The following is an 18,775-nucleotide window of genomic DNA, read 5'->3' as shown; positions in this document are numbered from 1 at the left end:
TCGGCGCGCATTATGGGGCCAGCGGCCCCCATGCGTATCCTGTGCATTGTTAGCAGATTTTTCCTCGACTACCAGCAAACAGCGCTTTATGCCTACACGCGCACAATCCCCCCAAGCCCGGAACGCTGGTTATAATGCCCCGCTTTCTGCGTCAGGCAACGTCTGATCATTGCTGTTCGAAGCCATCTTTTTTGCAACGGCTCACAGCAATGTGCTGATTTCCCGGGTCACAAGGTGCGCCTTTTTGATCCCAAACCAGGCTCGCCCGACAGGCCCAAAGGCCCGGCGCGCCTGATTTCACACTTTGTCAGGTGGTTTTATGGACAGCATCAACAGCCGCATCGCCGAAGAACTCGGCGTACGCCCACAACAGGTCGAAGCGGCCGTCGCCCTATTGGATGAAGGCTCTACCGTGCCTTTCATCGCCCGCTACCGGAAAGAAGTCACCGGCAGCCTGGATGACACCCAACTGCGGCATCTGGAAGAACGCCTGCGCTACCTGCGGGAACTCGACGAGCGGCGCGCCAGCATCCTCGCCAGCATCGAGGAACAAGGCAAGCTCACCCCAGCCCTGGCGCGTGACATCCAGCTCGCCGACACCAAGACCCGCCTCGAAGACCTGTACCTGCCGTACAAGCAGAAGCGCCGCACCAAGGGCCAGATCGCCCTGGAAGCCGGCCTCGGCGAGCTGGCCGACAGCCTGTTCAACGACCCGTCGCTGACCCCGGAAACCGAAGCCGCGCGCTTTGTCGATGCCGAAAAGGGCTTCGCCGACACCAAGGCCGCCCTCGAAGGCGCCAAGTACATCCTGATGGAGCGCTTCGCCGAAGACGCCAGCCTGCTGGACAAGCTGCGCAACTTCCTCAAGCAGGAAGCGATCATCAGTGCCCGCGTGGTGGCCGGCAAGGAAGAGGAAGGCGCCAAGTTCCGCGACTATTTCGAACACGACGAGCCGCTCAAGAGCATGCCGTCGCACCGCGCCCTGGCGATCTTCCGTGGCCGCAACGAAGGCATTCTCGCGGCCTCGCTGAAAGTCGGCGACGAGTTGCCGGGCACCCTGCACCCATGCGAAGGCATGATCGGCCAGCATGTCGGCATCCAGAACCAGAACCGCCCCGCCGACAAGTGGCTGGGCGAAGTGGTGCGCTGGACCTGGAAGGTCAAGCTCTATACTCACCTGGAAACCGACCTGCTCGGCGAGCTGCGCGATAGCGCGGAAACCGAGGCGATCAACGTCTTCGCCCACAACCTGCACGACCTGCTGCTGGCCGCGCCGGCCGGCCCGCGCGCGACCCTCGGCCTGGACCCCGGCCTGCGCACCGGCTGCAAGGTGGCCGTGGTGGACGCCACCGGCAAGCTGCTGGACCACACCACCGTCTACCCGCACGTGCCGCACAACAAGTGGGACCAGACCCTGGCCATCCTCGCCGCGCTGTGCGCCAAGCACTCGGTGGACCTGATCGCCATCGGCAACGGCACCGCCAGCCGCGAGACCGACAAGCTGGCCGCCGACCTGATCAAGAAGTACCCGGCCATGCGCCTGACCAAGGTCATGGTTTCCGAAGCCGGCGCTTCGGTCTACTCGGCCTCGGAACTGGCCGCCCGGGAATTCCCGGACCTCGACGTATCGATCCGTGGCGCGGTCTCCATCGCCCGCCGCCTGCAGGACCCGCTGGCCGAGCTGGTGAAAATCGACCCGAAATCCATCGGTGTCGGCCAGTACCAGCACGACGTCTCGCAACTGAAACTGGCCCGCGGCCTCGACGCGGTGGTCGAGGACTGCGTGAACGCCGTGGGCGTCGACGTGAATACCGCCTCGGTGGCCCTGCTGGCGCGGATCTCCGGCCTCAACACCACCCTGGCGCAGAACATCGTCAGCCACCGCGACGAGAACGGTGCGTTCAAGACCCGCGCCGCGCTGAAGAAAGTCCCGCGCCTGGGCGAAAAGACCTTCGAACAGGCCGCCGGCTTCCTGCGCGTGATGAACGGTGACAACCCGCTGGACGCCTCCGCGGTGCACCCGGAAGCCTACCCGCTGGTACAGCGCATCGCCGCCGAAACCGACCGCGACATCCGCTCGCTGATCGGCGACAGCGCGTTTCTCAAGCGCCTGGACCCGAAGAAGTTCACCGACGAGACCTTCGGCCTGCCGACCGTCACCGACATCCTCCAGGAACTCGACAAGCCGGGCCGCGACCCACGCCCCGAGTTCAAGACCGCGGCGTTCCAGGAAGGGGTCGAGGACCTCAAGGACCTCGAACTGGGGATGATCCTCGAAGGCGTGGTGACCAACGTGACCAACTTCGGCGCCTTCGTCGACATCGGCGTCCACCAGGACGGCCTGGTGCACATCTCGGCGCTGTCCGAGAAGTTCGTCAAGGACCCGCGTGAAGCGGTGAAGGCCGGCGACGTGGTCAAGGTGAAGGTCATGGAAGTCGACATCCCGCGCAAGCGCGTCGGCCTGTCGATGCGCATGAGCGACACCCCCGGCGAGAAGATCGACGGCGCCCGTGGTTCGCGCCCGGGCTCGGCCCCACGGCCGTCGCAGAACAACGCCCCGCGCAAGGAAACCGCAGCCCCGGCCAACAATGCCATGGCCTCGCTGTTCGCCAACGCCAAGCAGTTGAAGAAGCGCTGATGGAAATCCCTGACGGCCTGACCCAGAGCGCCTTCAGCGAACTGCTCGGCTGCCGCCTGCAACGCCTGGACACCGGCGTTGCCGAGGTGGCCCTGTCGCTGACGCCGCAACTGCGCAACCGCGGCAACGTGCTGCATGGCGGCGCGCTGTTCAGCCTGGTGGACATCACCATGGGCCTGGCCTGCTCGGCCACCCATGGCTTCGACCAGCGCAGCGCGACCATCGAGTGCAAGATCAACTACATGCGGGCGGTGGCCGAAGGCGACGTGTTGTGCACCGCCCGGGTCATCCACCCCGGCCGCCGTACCCTGGTGGTCGAGGCCGAGGTGCACCAGGGCGACAAACTTGTCGCGAAAGCACAAGGCACGTTCGCTGTTCTCTAGCTGTTACGTCTCGATTTGGGTTAATTTCGGCACTGCAAGCGCAGTGTCGGAATTTTCCTCCGGCGCCGCGCCCGACTCAGGGACGAAGTATCGGCGTTTTCTGACATTTACCAGGCGACAACGCCAGTTCTCAACTTCACCCTTGTAGACCGTCTTGCCCACCCCCATATTGGGGCGACCGACGCGTGAAGGAATCCAACTTGAGCGAACTTCTCAACCGCCGCCTGGCTCTGCTCGGCGAGCGCGACCACCTCTCCCTGCTCGAGCAGTGCCTGCACGGCATCGAGCGCGAATGCCTGCGCGTCACCCCCGAAGGTCGACTGGCGCAGACACCGCACCCGGAAGAACTCGGCTCGGCGCTGACCAACGAGCAGATCACCACGGACTATTCCGAGTCGCTGCTGGAGTTCATCACTCCGGCCCTGACCGACCCGGCCGACACCCTGGGCAGCCTGGACAGGATTCATCGCTTCGCCTACAGCAAGCTGGGCAACGAGTACCTGTGGAGTCCGTCGATGCCTTGCCCGCTGCCGGCCGAGGAAGACATTCCGATCGCCTATTACGGCACCTCGAATATCGGCAGGCTCAAGTACGTGTACCGCCAGGGCCTGGCCCTGCGCTACGGCAAGACGATGCAGTGCATCGCCGGGATTCACTACAATTTCTCGCTGCCGGAAAAGCTCTGGCCCCTGCTCAAGCAGGCCGAAGGTTTCACCGGCTCGGACCGTGACTACCAGTCGCTGGCCTATATCGCGCTGATCCGCAATTTCCGTCGCTACAGCTGGCTGCTGATGTACCTGTTCGGTGCCTCGCCAGCGCTGGATGCCGGCTTCCTGCGCGGCCGCGCGCATTCGCTGGAACAGTTCGACGCCGAAACGCTGTACCTGCCCTACGCCACCAGCCTGCGCATGAGCGACCTGGGTTACCAGAGCAACGCCCAGGCCGGCCTGACGCCGTGCTACAACGATCTCAACAGCTACACCGACAGCCTGCGCAAGGCGGTGGCGACACCCTACGCTCCCTATGTCGAAATCGGTACCCACAAGGATGGCGAGTGGGTCCAGCTCAACACCAACATCCTGCAGATCGAAAACGAGTACTACTCCAACATCCGCCCCAAACGCGTGACCTACACCGGCGAGCGGCCGATCCAGGCGCTGATGGCCCGTGGCGTACAGTACGTCGAGGTGCGCTGCCTGGATATCAACCCGTTCCTGCCGACCGGCATCGATCTGAACGAGGCGCGCTTCCTCAACGCGTTCCTGCTGTACTGCGCACTGAACGACAGCCCGCAGCTCGAAAACGGCGAGTGCGGCAATGCCACCGCGAATTTCCTCGCCGTGGTCAAGGAAGGCCGCCGTCCGGGCCTGCAACTGCAACGTGATGGCCAGGCGGTGGACATGAAGGAATGGGCCGCCGAGCTGCTGGAGCGGATCGCGCCGCTGGCGGCGTTGCTGGACCAGAGCCAGGGCGGCGATGATCACGCCAAGGCGCTGGACGAGCAGCGGGCGAAGATCAGGGATTCGTCCCTGACCCCATCGGCCCGGGTACTGGCGAGCATGACCGAACACAAGGAAAGCTTCGCCCAGTTCGCCATGCGCCAGAGCCTGGCCCATGCCGAGTCCTTCCGCAGCCAGCCGTTGACCAAGCAGGAGCAGACCGCGTTCGAGGAAAGCGCCCGCCAGTCGCTGGTACAGCAGCTGGAGCTGGAGCAGAACGAGGTCGGCGATTTCGATGTGTTCGTCGGCTCCTACCAGGCGAGCATCCTGGCGATCAGCAACTGAGCCGGCGCCGACAGGCCTGACGCTTTCGCGGGCAAGCCCCGCGAATAGGCCCTCAAGCGCTACCCAAGGGCTCGGAGGGTCAGAGCGCCTTCTCGAAGATCTTCGAGTTACGCTGATAGTTGTACAACGACGCCCGCGCGCTCGGCAGGCGCTCGACGCTGCTCGGGGCGAACCCGCGCTCGCGGAACCAGTGCGCCGTCCGGGTGGTGAGGACGAACAGGGTCTTGAGCCCCAGCGCCCGCGCCCGGGTCTCGATACGCTCGAGCAGCTCGTCGCCACGCCCGCCATGGCGGTACTCCGGATTCACCGCCAGGCACGCCAGCTCACCCGCCTCCGAATCGGCAATCGGGTACAACGCCGCACAGGCGATGATCATCCCTTCACGCTCGACCACACTGAACTGCTCGATCTCGCGCTCCAGCACCTCGCGCGAGCGCCGCACCAGGATGCCCTGCTCTTCCAGCGGGCTGATCAGGTCGAGCAAACCGCCAACATCCTCGATCGCCGCTTCGCGAACCCGCTCGAACTGCTCCTGGGCCACCAGCGTACCGCCGCCGTCACGGGTGAACAGTTCGGTCAGCAGCGCGCCATCTTCGGCGTAGCTGACGATATGGCTGCGGGCCACGCCGCCACGGCAGGCCTCGGCCGCCGCATCGAGCAATTCGGCCTGGTAATCACTGCCCAGGCGTTGCAGATGCGCCGGAACCTGTTGCGGGCGCAATTCGCGGACCAGGTGGCCATCTTCATCGATCAGGCCATGATCGGCACCGAACAACAGCAGCTTTTCCGCCCCCAGGTCAATCGCCGCGCGGGTCGCGACGTCTTCGCAGGCCAGGTTGAAGATTTCCCCGGTGGGCGAGTAGCCCAGCGGCGACAGCAGCACGATGGAGCGCTCGTCGAGCAGGCGGTTGATGCCCTTGCGGTCGACCCGGCGCACTTCGCCGGTGTGGTGATAGTCGACACCTTCCAGCACGCCGATCGGTCGCGCCGTCACCAGGTTGCCGCTGGCCACACGCAACCGCGAGCCCTGCATCGGCGAGGCCGCCATGTCCATGGACAGACGCGCCTCGATAGCGATACGCAACTGGCCAACCGCGTCGATCACGCACTCCAGGGTGGCCGCGTCGGTGATACGCAGGCCGCGATGGTAGTGCGGGGTCAGGCCGCGTGCGGCCAGGCGGCTTTCGATCTGCGGGCGCGAGCCGTGGACCAGCACCAGGCGCACCCCGAGGCTGTGCAGCAGCACCAGGTCGTGGACGATATTGCCGAAGTTGGGGTGCTCGACACCGTCGCCGGGCAGCATGACGACAAAGGTGCAATCGCGGTGGGCATTGATATAGGGAGAGGCGTGGCGAAGCCAGTTAACGTATTCGGGCATGACCTGAACCTGTATAAAAAACAGCCAATGAAAAAGGGGTGCAACGTGAAAACGCACAACGGGCTGTTGGTTATCGTCGGAACAGGCTTGGCGACACGCGGGCTCTCCTTACTCGGTAATGAATGGTTTGGCCTGGCATTTAACGCAAGCTCGGGGCCGGGCTCAAGCAATAATGTTCAATCAGTTCGCGCAACAGCTGTACGGTAGGCTGCAAACGTGACATTTCGAGGAATTCTCCCGGCTGGTGCGCACAATCGATATCGCCGGGGCCCAATATCAGGGTCTCGCAGCCAAGGCGCTGAAGATAAGGCGCTTCGGTACCGAACGCCACCGCTTGCGCGCGGTGACCGGTGAGTTTTTCGGCGATGCGTACCAGTTCGGCATCGGCCACCTGCTCGAAGGGCGGCACCTCGGGGAACAGCGGCGCATAGTCGATCTTCACCTGGTGCCGCGCAGCCAGCGGCTCAAGCTTGCCGCGGATCGCCGCGCGCAGTACGCCCGGGTCCATGCCCGGCAGCGGTCGCAGGTCGAATTCCAGGGCACACTGGCCGCAGATGCGGTTGGGGTTGTCGCCACCGTGAATGCAGCCCAGGTTCAGGGTCGGCTGTGGCACGGTGAATTGCGGGTTGTTGTACTCGCGCTGCCACTGCCCGCGCAGGCCACGCAGCTCGCCGATCACATCGTGCATGGCTTCGAGGGCGCTGTGGCCCAGGCTCGGGTCCGACGAGTGGCCGCTGCGGCCGAGGATGTCGATGCGCTCCATCATCACGCCCTTGTGCAGGCGAATGGGCTTGAGCCCGGTCGGCTCGCCGATCACCGCCGCACGGCCCAGCGGCCGCCCGGCCTCGGCCAGGGCACGGGCGCCGGACATCGAGCTTTCCTCGTCGCAGGTCGCCAGGATCAGCAGCGGCTGCTTGAACGGCTGCTCGAGCAGCGGCCGCACCGCCTCGATGATCAGGGCGAAGAATCCCTTCATGTCGCAACTGCCCAGGCCGACCCAACGGCCGTCGATCTCGCTGAGCTTGAGCGGGTCGGTCTGCCACAGCGCTTCGTCGAACGGCACGGTGTCGCTGTGCCCGGCCAGCACCAGGCCGCCGGGACCACTGCCGAAGCTGGCGAGCAGGTTGAACTTGCCGGGGCTGACCGGCTGGATATCGCAGTTGAAGCCCAGGTCGCTCAACCAGCCGGCCAGCAGGTCGATCACCGGGCGGTTGCTCAGGTCCAGCGCCGGCTGGGTACAACTGACGGAAGGAACTGCAATCAGCGCAGCGAACTGATCTTTCATCGACGGCAAAGGCATTGCGCTGACTCCCGGACTCCAAGGCGAAGCCCATCATAGAGCCATCCGGCGGCCGGAATAAACCGCCACGACGCGTGCGACCCGCTTGTCCTGTACACTGCATCCCCCAAGGCGGCCACTCTTCTCCCCGGCCGCACTCCCGATCCTGGATTTTCCGGCCATGCAGAAAGAAACCGAAATCAAACTCCGCGTCAGCCGCGAAACCCTCGCCGCCCTGCGCGAGCACCCGCTGTTGAAGAAGCGCAACAAGAGCGGCTGGGAACGTCGTGAACTGATGAACCAGTATTTCGACACCCCCGAACGCGACCTGGCCAAGGCCAAGGTCGCCCTGCGCCTGCGCCGTGACGGCGACGACGTGATCCAGACCCTCAAGACCCGCGGCCAGAGCATCGCCGGCCTGTCCGAGCGCAACGAGTACGACTGGCACCTGGCCAAGGCCAGGCTGGACCTGAAAAAGCTCGATGGCGAATGCTGGCCGGCGCAACTGGCCGAGCTGGACAAGAAAACCCTCAAGCCGATCTTCACCACCGATTTCGTTCGCGAGCGCGCCGAGATCGCCTGGGGTCGTGGCAAATCGAAAGTGGTGATCGAGGCGGCGCTGGACCTCGGTTCCGTCATCGCCGGCAAGCAGAAGGAGGAAATCTGCGAGCTGGAACTGGAACTGCGCGAAGGCGAGCCCGAGGCGCTGCTGGAACTGGCCGCCGAACTGGCCGAGAAGCTGGCGCTGATGCCCTGCGATATCAGCAAGGCCGAACGCGGCTACCGGCTGTTCGACGCCAACAGCTACTCGCTGAGCCTGCCGACGCCGCAACTGACCGCCGAGACCTCGGTGGACGACGCCTTCACCGCGCTGGCCTGGCACCTGCTCGGCAGCAGCCAACGGCTGGCCGAGCAGTACCGTTTCAACGGCCACTGGCGCCTGCTGCAGGACTGGCTGCAACAGTTGATCGAACTGCGGGCGCTGGTCGGCAGCCTCGGTCAGGTGGCACCACGGCAATCGACCAGCGAACTGCGCAAGGCCCTGGACGCGTTGCTGGAAGACTGGCGCCCGCTGGTCAATGCCGGTATCGAAGACGAGGACGTGCGCAAGGCCGCACCGGAGCAGTTCCTCGAAGAGCTGGAGGATGTGCGCTGGGGCCAGTTCTCCCTGAACACCTCGCGCTGGCTGCTGGCCCGCAGCTGGACGGTCGAACGCCCCAACCGCGGCAACCGCCAGGGCGCCGCGCAGTTGCAGAGCTGGTTGCCCCGCCTGCTGGCCGACGAAGCCGTGGCGCTGCAATTGGGCCGCTACCAGCAACAGCCGGAAGACCTGGCCGAGCAACTGCCACGCATCGAGCGTATCCAGGCCTGGCTGCACCTGGCCCGTGGCGTGTTGGAACTGCCGGAGCTGGATCGCCTGTTCGGCGAGCTGAACAAGCTGGCGCAACTGGCGGAGCTGGATATCAGCGATGAAGTACTGGAAGCACGGGTCCAGCAGGCGCTGACCGTGTCCCAGGGCCGTGCCTGGAAAGCCCTGTCGCGCCTGTAACAGCAGCGCCATCGTGCAGGAGCAGGGCTTGCCCGCGAAGAGGCCATCAAGGTCGCCTATATCTCGCGAGCAGACTCGGCACCTGCGCTTTCCAGCAAAAATTCCTTGCAGCGGAAAATCTGGTCTACATTTGAACCTGACCAGCGCGATAAAACCTTCAGGAACATTGCCAAGTCCCTCGGGTTCTATCGACAAGCCACACAGGCGACACCTTTAAGAACACCATCGTTTGCCAAACGGCACGCAGTACGACGGCATTGTGTGATTAGCCGTATCTGTCCCCTTTCAAGTTCTTCTGGAATGGTACGGATACTGTCATGCAGCCTTCAGACGACGATGATGTCAGAAACCTGATGCGCAAGTTCGGGGCCAGCACCGACCGCTATCGGGAAATCGAGGTGGCCCGGGCTTTCACCGAAAAGCCTCTCCCCGCACCCAGCCCACCGCCTCCAGCGCCAACACCCGCCGAAACGCCAAGCCTGGCGGTGCCTCCCGCAGTCGCCGACCCGGCCTCGTCGCCCTCCCTGCGCACGCTGCTCACCGATCTCGCCCGGCAGCGCCAGGCCCAGGCCGAGCAACACCGGCAGACGCCGGTCATGCCCCACGTCGCGGCACGGATTGTCGCGGTGGTCTCGACTCGTGGCGGCGTGGGCCGCAGCACCCTGGCCAGCCTGCTGGCGATCCTGCTCAACAGCGCCGACCGCCAGGCCGTGGTCCTCGAACTCGACCCGCAGAACGCCCAGCATCGGCACCTGGGCATCCTTCCCCAGGCCGCCGGGATCTGCCGCGCCAGCCTGGAGCAGCGCAGTTGGCAGGAGCTGGCCCAGACCGGCTACGCCAGCACCCGGCTGCTGCCCTTCGGCGAAAGCGAACCGCAGCAATTGCATGGCCTCGAACGCCAACTCGAGGACGACCCGCTCTGGCTCGCCCGGCACCTGGCGCCCCTGCACCTGGGCCGGCACGACACGCTGATCATCGATACCCCGGCCGGCAGCAGCGTGTTCCAGGAACAGGCCCTGCACATGGCCGACCTGATCGTCGCCGTGGTCCGACCCGATGCCGCCTCCCATGCCGCACTGGAACACCTGGTCAACACCCTCGCCCCGCACCTGGGCGGCGAGCGGCCCGCCAGCTGCCGGTTCGTGATCAACGGCGTGGACAGCTCCCATGCGCTGTCCGTGGACATCGCGCAGATCCTCGAAAACCAGCTCAAGCCCCAGCTGCTCGGCACCGTCGCCTGGGACGACGCCATCTCTGAGGCCCTGGCCTACGAATGCAATCCGTTCGAACAGAGCGCCGACGCCCGCGGCTGCCAGGACATCCTGGCCATCGCCGACAAACTCTACGACCAACTGGAGCCACGCCTGCCATGACCCTCGAACGCCGCGTCGAACGTCTGCTCGGCACCAGCTTCAGGCGCGCCCGGCAATGGCCGGAGCGCCTGCGCCGGGTACTCCTGTGGATCGCTGTGCTGCTCTGCGCGGTGGTGCTTGCCGGGGTCATCAGCGCGCCGGCCAGCCTGTCCCGGCAGGCCCTGCTCGGCCTGCTGCTGGTGATTGCGGCGCTGCTGCTGCGGCGCTTCGAGGGGCGCCTGCCGATCATCGCGATGATCAGCCTGTCGCTGATCGCCTCGCTGCGCTACATGTACTGGCGCCTGAGCGAAACCCTGCAGCTGGAAAACTTCCACGACACCCTGTTCGGCTACACCCTGGTGGTGGCCGAACTCTACGCCCTGGTGGTGCTGGTGTTCGGCTACGTGCAGACCGCCTGGCCGCTGCGGCGCCGGCCGATCCTGCTCGACCAGGCCCCCGAGCAATGGCCCAGCGTCGACGTGTTCATCACCACGGTCAACGAGTCGCTGGAGATCGTCAAGGTCACGGTGTTCGCCGCCCAGGGGCTGGACTGGCCCGAGGACAAGCTCAGGGTCCATGTGCTGGACGACGGCCACCGCGAGGAGTTTCGCGAGTTCTGCGAAAGCGTCGGTGCCCACTACCTGACCCGCGACAACAACCTGCATGCCAAGGCCGGCAACTTCAACGCCGCGCTGCGGGTGACCCACGGCGAGTACATCGCCGCCTTCGACGCCGACCACGTGCCGTCGCGCTCCTTCCTGCAGATCGCCATGGGCTGGTTCCTCAAGGATCCCCGGCTGGCGATGCTGCAGACCCCGCACTGTTTCTTCTCGCCCGACCCGTTCGAGAAAAATCTCGATACCTGGCACTCGGTGCCCAACGAGGGCGAGCTGTTCTACGGCCTGGTGCAGGACGGCAACGACCTGTGGAACGCGGCGATGTTCTGCGGCTCCTGTGCGCTGATGCGGCGGGCACCGCTGGAGGCCGTCGGTGGCATGGACGAAACCACCCTGACCGAAGACGCCCACACCTCGCTCAAGCTCAACCGTGCCGGCTACAACACCGCCTACCTGGCCCTGCCACAGGCGGCCGGCATGGCCACCGAGAACCTGTCGCGACATATCAACCAGCGCATCCGCTGGGCCCGCGGCATGACCCAGATCTTCCGCACCGACAACCCCATGCTCGGCCGCGGGCTGACCCTCGGCCAGCGCGTCTGCTACACCAACGCCATGCTGCACTTCTTCTACGGCTTCCCGCGCATGGTGTTCCTCACCGCGCCCCTGGCCTATCTGATTTTCGGCGCGCAGATCTTCCACGCCGCACCGCTGATGGTCGCCGCCTACGCGTTCCCGCACCTGCTGCTGGCCAACCTGACCAACTCGCGCATCCAGGGCCGGTTCCGCCATTCGTACTGGAACGAGGTCTACGAGACGGTGCTGGCCTGGTACATCCTGCCACCGGTGCTGATGGCGATGATCCGGCCACGCTCCGGGCACTTCAACGTCACCGACAAGGGCGGCGACCTGCATCCCGAGTTTTTCGACTGGAAGATGGCCCGCCCCTACATCGTACTGCTGCTCCTGAACATCGCCGGGGTGCTGTTCGGCCTCTACGACTACATCGGTGCCGACGACACCACCGACATCACCGTCCTGCTCAACCAGGTCTGGGCGCTGTACAACGTCATGGTGACCAGCGCAGCCCTGGCGGTCGCCAGCGAGAGCCGGCAGATCCGCAGCGAGCCGCGGGTCGAGGCGCAACTGCCGGTCAGCCTGCAACTGGCCGACGGCAGGCAGTGGCAGAGCACCACCGAGGATTTCTCGCAACATGGCCTGGGGCTCCGGCTCGCGCAGGGACAATCGATCCCGCGCGGCGAACGCCTGCGGGTCTCGCTGTTCCGCCATGCCCAACACTACGACTTCGACGGCACCGTGGTTTCCAGCCAGGGCAGCACCATCGGTATCCAGTTCGACCCCATGACCCTGCGTCAGCAAAGCGACCTGGTCCACCTGACCTTCGCCCGTGCCGACACCTGGGCCATGAACTGGGGCAGCGGCAAACCGGACTCGCCCCTCGCGGCCCTGCGAGAAGTCAGCACCATCGGCCTGCACGGCATTGCCGAACTGCTCAAGGCCAGCGTACGCCTGTTGCCCACGCTGCCCATCGCCCGCCGCCACTCCTCCTCCACCGCCGCCCTGGACACGCCATGACCACGACCTCCTCCGTTGGCAGCGCGGGACGCTGCACCCGTTATGCCCTGGCTCTGCTGGCCTGTTGCAGCCTGCTCCCCGACACCGGCAGGGCGCTCTCGCAAGCCGAGGTCCATGGCAACACGGCGGCCGCTCAGCCCCAGACGAACCCGGGCAACAGCTACAGCCTGACGTTCAAGCAGCTGGGACGTCGCGACCCGATGTACCTCAAGGGGGTCGAGTCCACTGACAGCGCCGACTTCGGCATCCGCGCCGACCAGGTCGTCACCGGCGTGCAACTGGTGCTGCGCTTCAGCTATTCGCCCTCCATGCTGCCCGACCTGTCGCAGCTCAACGTGCTGGTCAACGACAAGGTCGCCGCCAGCCTGCCGCTGCCCAGGGAAGAGGCCGGCAAGGACCTGGAAAAGGTGGTCGAGATTCCGGCACGGCTGATCACCGACTTCAACCGGATCGACCTGCAACTGATCGGCCACTACACCATGCAGTGCGAAGACCCGCTGCATTCGAGCCTGTGGGCCAGGGTCAGCAATGACAGCCAACTGAACATCCAGTACTCGCCGATCGCCCTGAAGAACGACCTGGCCCTGCTGCCGGCGCCGTTCTTCGATCGCCACGATGCCCGGCCGCTGACGCTGCCGTTCGTCTTCGACACGGCCCCGGGCCTCGCCAAACTGGAAGCGGCCGCCGCGCTGTCATCGAAGTTCGGCGCGCTGGCCAGCTACCGCACCGCGACCTTCCCCGCCAGCGTCGGCCAATTGCCGGCCAAAGGCAGTGCCATCGTGCTGGCGACCCGTCGCGAGGCGCTGCCCCTGGGCGAACTGTCGGGCAACCCGGCCACCGGCCCCAGCGTCACCATGATGACCAACCCCAACGACCCCTACGGCAAGCTGCTGGTGATCAGCGGCCGCAACGACGCCGAACTGAAGACCGCCGCCCTCGCCGTCGCCCTGGGCAGCAAGGCCCTGTCCGGCGCGACCGCGCTGATCGATCGCCTGGACCCGGTACCGGCCCGGCTGCCCTACGATGCGCCCAACTGGCTGCCGGCCGACCGGCCGGTGAAGCTCGGCGAGCTGGTGGACGCTCAGCAGTTGCATGTCTCCGGCTACAACCCGCGGGAAATCATCGTGCCGCTGCGCCTGCCGCCGGACCTGTTCGAGTGGCGTAACCGCGGCGTGCCGCTGCAGCTCAAGTATCGCTACACCCCGCAGCAGTTCTCGACCAATTCGGCGCTGCTGGTGCACCTCAACGACCACCTGATCCGCTCCATGCAGCTGCCGTCGATCGCCAACCTGAACGGCGAACCCCAGTGGCTGGAATGGCTGAAGACCGACGACAGCCTGCCCCGCGAAGCGAGCATGTTCCTGCCGCTGGACATCTCCACCTTCAAGGCCCAGCTGCAACTGCGCTACATGTACGACTACGTCAAGCAGGGCGAATGCCGCGACGTCATCGTCGAGGACATGCGCGGCCAGATCGAGCCGGACTCGACCCTCGACCTCAGCGGCCTGGATCACTACACGCCGATGCCCGACCTGGCCAAGTTCCGCGACAGCGGCTTCCCCTTCACCCGCCTCGCCGATCTCGCGGAAACCGCCGTGGTCATGCCCGACAACCCGGGCCCGGAAGTACTGAGCGCCTACCTCACGGTGTTCGGCCGCTTCGGCGACTCCACCGGCTACCCGACCACCGGCGTCCAGGTGATCCAGGCCCGCGACATCGACACGGTCAGCGACAAGGACATGCTGGTCCTGGCCGCCGGCGGTGACCAGCCGCTGCTCAAACGCTGGGCCGAGGCACTGCCGGCGCGCAGCGAAAGCAGCCATCACTTCTTCGACCTGAGTGACCTGGCCCTGCGCATCCACGACTGGTTCAGCCCCGACAGCGAGGCGGCGATCCGCAGGACCCGCACCGCCCTGGCCTGGTCGGGCAGCGGCACGCCCTACATGGCCGGTTTCGAATCGCCACTCAAGGGCGGGCGCAGCGTGGTGGTGATCGCCAGCAGCGAGCCGGCCCGGCTGCAAGAGGTGACAGCGGCGATGATCGGCGGCGACGACTACAAGGATCAGATCCAGGGCCGCCTGGCGGTGGTCCAGGACAAACAGGTCACCAGCCTGACCGCCGACCAGCCGTACTACGTCGGCCACCTGGGCTGGTTCCGGCATCTGCAGCTGCTGTTGTCGCGGCATGTCGGCTGGCTGCTGTTCAGCGTCCTGCTCGGCTTTGTCCTGCTCTGCGCGCTGATCTTCCTCGGCCTGCGTGCCCAGGCCAAGCGGCGGTTGTCATGAGCCGGCTGGCGAGGCGCACGCACCTGCGCCGCAGCCTGCCGCTGGCGCTGCTGCTCGCCCTGGCCGGCACGGCGGCACGAGCCGCCGATGACCCACAGGTCCAACTGATCGAGCAGGGCCGCTACTGGCAGGCCCAGCACAATCCCGACCGGGCCATGGATGCCTGGAACAAACTGCTGCTGCTCGCCCCGGACCAGCCCGAGGCCCTCTATGGCCTGGGCCTGGGCAACGTGCAGCTCAAGCGTCCGGACGAGGCCCGCCAGTACCTCGCCCGCCTGCAGGCGCTGGTACCGCCGCCACGCCAGGCGCAACAACTGGAGCAGGACATCGCCCTGGGCAACGACGAACAGGCGCAGTTGCTGGCCCGCGCGCGAAAACTGGTCGACGGCAACCAGTACGACGACGCGGTGAAGGTCTACCGGCAACTGTTCAATGGACGCCAGCCGCAGGGCGACCTGGCCCGCGAGTTCTACTTCCTGCTGGGCTACACCCGTGGCGGCGAACAGGAAGCCCGCAACGGGCTCGAACGGCTGCTGCGCGAACACCCCGACGACCGTGCCGCGGCACTGTTCCTGGCCAAGCACATGGTGCGCAACCTCGACACCCGCGCCGAAGGCATCCGTCGCCTGGCCGTACTGGCCAGGGACAAGGATGTCGGTAGCGACGCCAATGAGACCTGGCGCTTCGCCCTGACCTGGATCGGCCCGCCGGCACCGGCGCAGGTGCCGCTGTTCGAGCAGTTCCTCGCCACCCACCCGGACGACCGGGAAATCCGCGAGTTGATGAACAAGGGCAAGACCCTCACCCGCAGCAACACCAGCACCGCGAAAGCTGCGGCCTGGCGCCGCGACCCACAGGACGCCCGCGGCCTGCAGGCCCTCGAGGCCGGCGACCTGGCCGCCGCCGAGCAGGCGTTTCAGGCGCGCCTCCAGGAAAAACCCGACGACCCCGACGCACTCGGCGGCCTGGGCATCGTGCGGCAGAAACAGGAGCGCCTGGACGAAGCCGAGGACCTGCTGGTCCGGGCCACCCGCCAGCCCGGCGGACAGCCCTGGCGACAGGCGCTGGACAACGTGCGCTACTGGCGGCTGATGGCCGGCGCGAGCGCGGCCCAGAAAGCCGGGCGCCAGGACCAGGCGCGCCAGATGATCGAGCAGGCCGCCCGCCAGAACCCCGGGCAATCGTCCAGCCAGGTGGCGCTGGCCAACCTGCAGGCGCAGGACGGCCAACTGGCGAAGGCCGAGGCCGCCTACCGGCGAATCCTCGCCAGCCACCGCGACGACCCCCAGGCCCTCAACGGCCTGATCGCGGTATTGGCGCAGCAGGGCAAGGCCGATGAGGCGCTCAAGCTGATCGACTCGCTGTCAGCGACGGCCCAGGCCCGACTGAACGCCGAGGTGTCGGTCCGTTCGCTGCGCGCCACCCAGGTGGCCCGGGTAGCCGAACAACGCGGCGACCTGAGGGCCGCCGAACAGGCCTACCGGCAGGCACTCGCGGATGACCCCGGCAATGCCTGGACACGCTTCGCCCTGGCGCGGATCTACCTCGGCCAGGGCCGCACCCAGGCTGCCCGGGAGCAGATCAATGACCTGCTCAAGCGCCACCCCGATCAGCCCGACGCGCTCTACACCCGCAGCCTGCTGGCGGCGCAACTGGGCGAGTGGCAGGACGCCCAGGCCAGCCTCGCGCGTATCCCTGCGGCGCGGCGCAGCCGCGAAATGGACGAGCTGGGCAAGGAAATCGCCCTGCACGTGCAGACCGACGCCGCCGTCGCCAACCTCCGGCGTGGCCAGCAGCACGAGGCCCAGGCCCTGCTCGCCCGCAGCCAGGCCCTGACCGAGGGCAGGCCCGAGCGCGTGGCGATCCTGGCTGCGGCCTACCTCGATGCCGGCCAGCCACAACAGGGCGTGGCGCTGATGCGCGACCTGGTGGAGCGCTCACCCAACCCCGCCAGCAAGCTGCAATTGCTCTACGCCGACATCCTGTTCAAGGCCGACCAGGACAACGACGCCGCCGACATCCTGCGCAACCTGCAGGAGACACGCCTGAGCGACAGCGATCGCCGACATTACGCCTCCCTGGTGAAGCTGTACCGCATCCGGCAGGCCGACCAGTTGCGCGAGAAAGGCAACCTGGTGGCCGCCTACGACTTGCTCAAGCCGATCCTGCGCCAATCACCGCGCGATCCCCAGGCGAACGCGGCCCTGGCGCGGCTGTACAGCGCCAGCGGCAACAACGCCAAGGCCATGGCGCTGTACCAGCCGCTGCTGGAAAACGATCCGCGCAATGCCGACCTGCAACTGAGCGTCGCCAGCCTGGCCGCCCAGGCCCACGACAACGCGCGGGCGGAAAAGGCCCTCAAAAGCGCCCTGGTCCTCAAGCCGGGCGTGCCCAAGGTGCTGACCAGCGCCGCCGACACCTATCGCGCCATGGGCAAGAGTTCCGAGGCCGCCGACCTGCTGCGCCAGGCCGTGGCCATCGAGGGCAGCCAGCGGCGCGCCAACCCGGCGCTCGACAGGGCGGACAGCGACGGCGACAACCCCTTCCTCGACCTGCCGGGACAACCCCGCCGGGCCGCGGTCCGCAGTGAGGACCCGTTGCGTTCCGGCAATGAGTCGGCCGAGAGCATGCCGCCCGATCCGTCCCTGGCACCCTCACGCTATGAAAGCGCCGATAGTCTTCTGGACGACGATCCGGCACCGGCCGGCAATCCCTTCGCCGCCGGCCGCCGTGCAGGCGAAGCCGCGCAGCAGGATCTGAGTCCGGCGCAGCTGGCGCTGAACGAAATTCTCCAGGAACGCAGCGCCTATGTCGCCCAGGGCCTGAGCGTGCGCAGCAACAATAACGAGTCGGGCCTGAGCAAGCTGACCGATGTCGAGGCACCGTTCGAAGCCAACCTGCCGGCCGGTGACAATCGGGTCGCGTTGCGGGTGACCCCGGTCTCGCTGCACGCCGGCAGCGCCCACGACTACAGCCTCAGCCGCTTCGGCAGCGGCCTGCCCAGCGGCTCCCCCGGCTCGCAGCAGGCCAATGGCGTCGGGCTGGCGGTCGCCGTGGACAGCCCGCCCCACGGGATCAAGGCGGACATCGGCGTCAGTCCCGTGGGCTTCACCTACAACACCGTGATCGGCGGCATCAGCCTGGAACAGCCGTTGGTCTCCAGCCCGAACATGCACTACAGCATCGCCCTTTCGCGGCGGCCGGTCACCGACAGCCTGACCTCCTTCGCCGGCGCGAAGGACCGCCGCACCGGCATCAGCTGGGGTGGCGTGACGGCCAACGGCGGGCGCGCGCTGCTCGGCTACGACGATCAGGAAGTCGGCCTGTATGGCTATGGCGCCCTGCACAAGCTGGTCGGCCACAACGTCGAGGACAACACCCGCGCCGAACTGGGCGGCGGCCTCTACTGGTACCTGGAGAACCAGCCCGACGAGAAGCTGACCGTGGGCCTGAGCACCATGGTGCTGTCCTATGAAAACAACCAGGGCTTCTTCACCTACGGCCACGGCGGCTACTTCAGCCCGCAGACGTTCTTCTCCGTGGCGGTGCCGGTCAATTGGTCGCAGCGCTCCGAGCGCTTCAGCTATCGGCTCAACGGCGCGCTGGGGGTGCAGTACATCAACCAGAAAGGCGCCGACTACTTTCCCGGACACCGCGCCGAACAGGCTGCCAACGACCTCAAGTACCCCGGCAAGAGCAGTACCGGGGTCGGCTACAACCTGAACGCGGCGGGCGAATATCGGCTCGGTTCGAACCTGCTGCTGGGCGGCGAGCTGGGTGTGGACAACGCCCAGGATTACCGCCAGGTCACCGCCGGGCTGTACCTGCGCTACCTGTTCGAGAAGATCAGCGGGCCGATGGCCCTGCCGGTCAGCCCGTACCGTTCGCCCTACTCCAATTGAACTGCGGGAGCG

10 protein-coding genes are annotated in these 18,775 nt (G+C 66.4%); 8 read left to right on the top strand and 2 right to left on the bottom strand.

Translation table 11 applies throughout. The features are described 5' to 3' along the window. Nucleotides 1-319: 319 nt before the first annotated feature. From ACM62G_RS13500 to gshA, 3 genes are all read left to right on the top strand, one after another. Entirely contained in the window at nucleotides 320-2,638 is a 2,319-nt protein-coding gene (locus tag ACM62G_RS13500; RefSeq protein WP_054058626.1) for a Tex family protein, read from the top strand. Further along, on the top strand, nucleotides 2,638-3,021 hold the full coding sequence (locus ACM62G_RS13495; RefSeq protein ID WP_054058625.1) for a PaaI family thioesterase: 384 nt from the start codon (nucleotides 2,638-2,640) through the stop codon (nucleotides 3,019-3,021). The genes ACM62G_RS13500 and ACM62G_RS13495 overlap by 1 nt, the downstream gene beginning before the upstream one ends. 200 nt (nucleotides 3,022-3,221) lie before the next feature. Beyond that, complete coding sequence (gshA, locus tag ACM62G_RS13490) at nucleotides 3,222-4,805, top strand: glutamate--cysteine ligase (protein ID WP_273823287.1); 1,584 nt, start codon at nucleotides 3,222-3,224, stop codon at nucleotides 4,803-4,805. Nucleotides 4,806-4,884: 79 nt separating this feature from the next. On the opposite strand, the gene argA is transcribed toward gshA, so the two are convergent. Then, nucleotides 4,885-6,183 carry an amino-acid N-acetyltransferase gene (argA, locus tag ACM62G_RS13485; protein WP_054058623.1) on the bottom strand — a complete coding sequence of 433 codons (1,299 nt, stop codon included), beginning with the start codon at nucleotides 6,181-6,183 and terminating at the stop codon, nucleotides 4,885-4,887. A 139-nt stretch (nucleotides 6,184-6,322) separates the two neighbouring features. Further along, nucleotides 6,323-7,483, bottom strand: a complete 1,161-nt coding sequence (gene argE, locus ACM62G_RS13480) for an acetylornithine deacetylase (RefSeq protein WP_419737306.1) — start codon at nucleotides 7,481-7,483, stop codon at nucleotides 6,323-6,325. 160 nt (nucleotides 7,484-7,643) lie between these two features. Here argE and ACM62G_RS13475 point away from each other — a divergent pair, with 160 nt between their 5' ends. The 5 genes from ACM62G_RS13475 to ACM62G_RS13455 all read left to right on the top strand — a co-directional run bounded on the left by ACM62G_RS13475 (nucleotide 7,644) and on the right by ACM62G_RS13455 (nucleotide 18,763). Then, the gene (locus ACM62G_RS13475; RefSeq protein ID WP_419737305.1) at nucleotides 7,644-9,011 is read left to right on the top strand and encodes an inorganic triphosphatase; all 1,368 of its coding nucleotides are present in this window, start codon (nucleotides 7,644-7,646) and stop codon (nucleotides 9,009-9,011) included. A 317-nt stretch (nucleotides 9,012-9,328) separates the two neighbouring features. Beyond that, entirely contained in the window at nucleotides 9,329-10,384 is a 1,056-nt protein-coding gene (gene bcsQ / locus ACM62G_RS13470) for a cellulose biosynthesis protein BcsQ (RefSeq protein ID WP_273823285.1), read from the top strand. Further along, a complete protein-coding gene (bcsA, locus tag ACM62G_RS13465) occupies nucleotides 10,381-12,576 on the top strand; it encodes a UDP-forming cellulose synthase catalytic subunit (protein ID WP_419737304.1) in 2,196 nt (731 codons plus the stop codon). Before bcsQ ends, bcsA begins: the two co-directional genes overlap by 4 nt. Next, on the top strand, nucleotides 12,573-14,861 hold the full coding sequence (bcsB, locus tag ACM62G_RS13460; protein WP_419737303.1) for a cellulose biosynthesis cyclic di-GMP-binding regulatory protein BcsB: 2,289 nt from the start codon (nucleotides 12,573-12,575) through the stop codon (nucleotides 14,859-14,861). The genes bcsA and bcsB overlap by 4 nt, the downstream gene beginning before the upstream one ends. Further along, on the top strand, nucleotides 14,858-18,763 hold the full coding sequence (locus ACM62G_RS13455) for a cellulose synthase subunit BcsC-related outer membrane protein (protein ID WP_419737302.1): 3,906 nt from the start codon (nucleotides 14,858-14,860) through the stop codon (nucleotides 18,761-18,763). The genes bcsB and ACM62G_RS13455 overlap by 4 nt, the downstream gene beginning before the upstream one ends. Nucleotides 18,764-18,775 lie beyond the last annotated feature (12 nt).

It is taken from the genome of Pseudomonas sp. COR18, assembly GCF_048568395.1.
Lineage (GTDB): Bacteria > Pseudomonadota > Gammaproteobacteria > Pseudomonadales > Pseudomonadaceae > Aquipseudomonas > Aquipseudomonas fuscovaginae_B.
The sequence above is the reverse complement of the archived record's forward strand: the minus strand, read 5'-3'. Positions and strand labels throughout refer to the sequence as shown.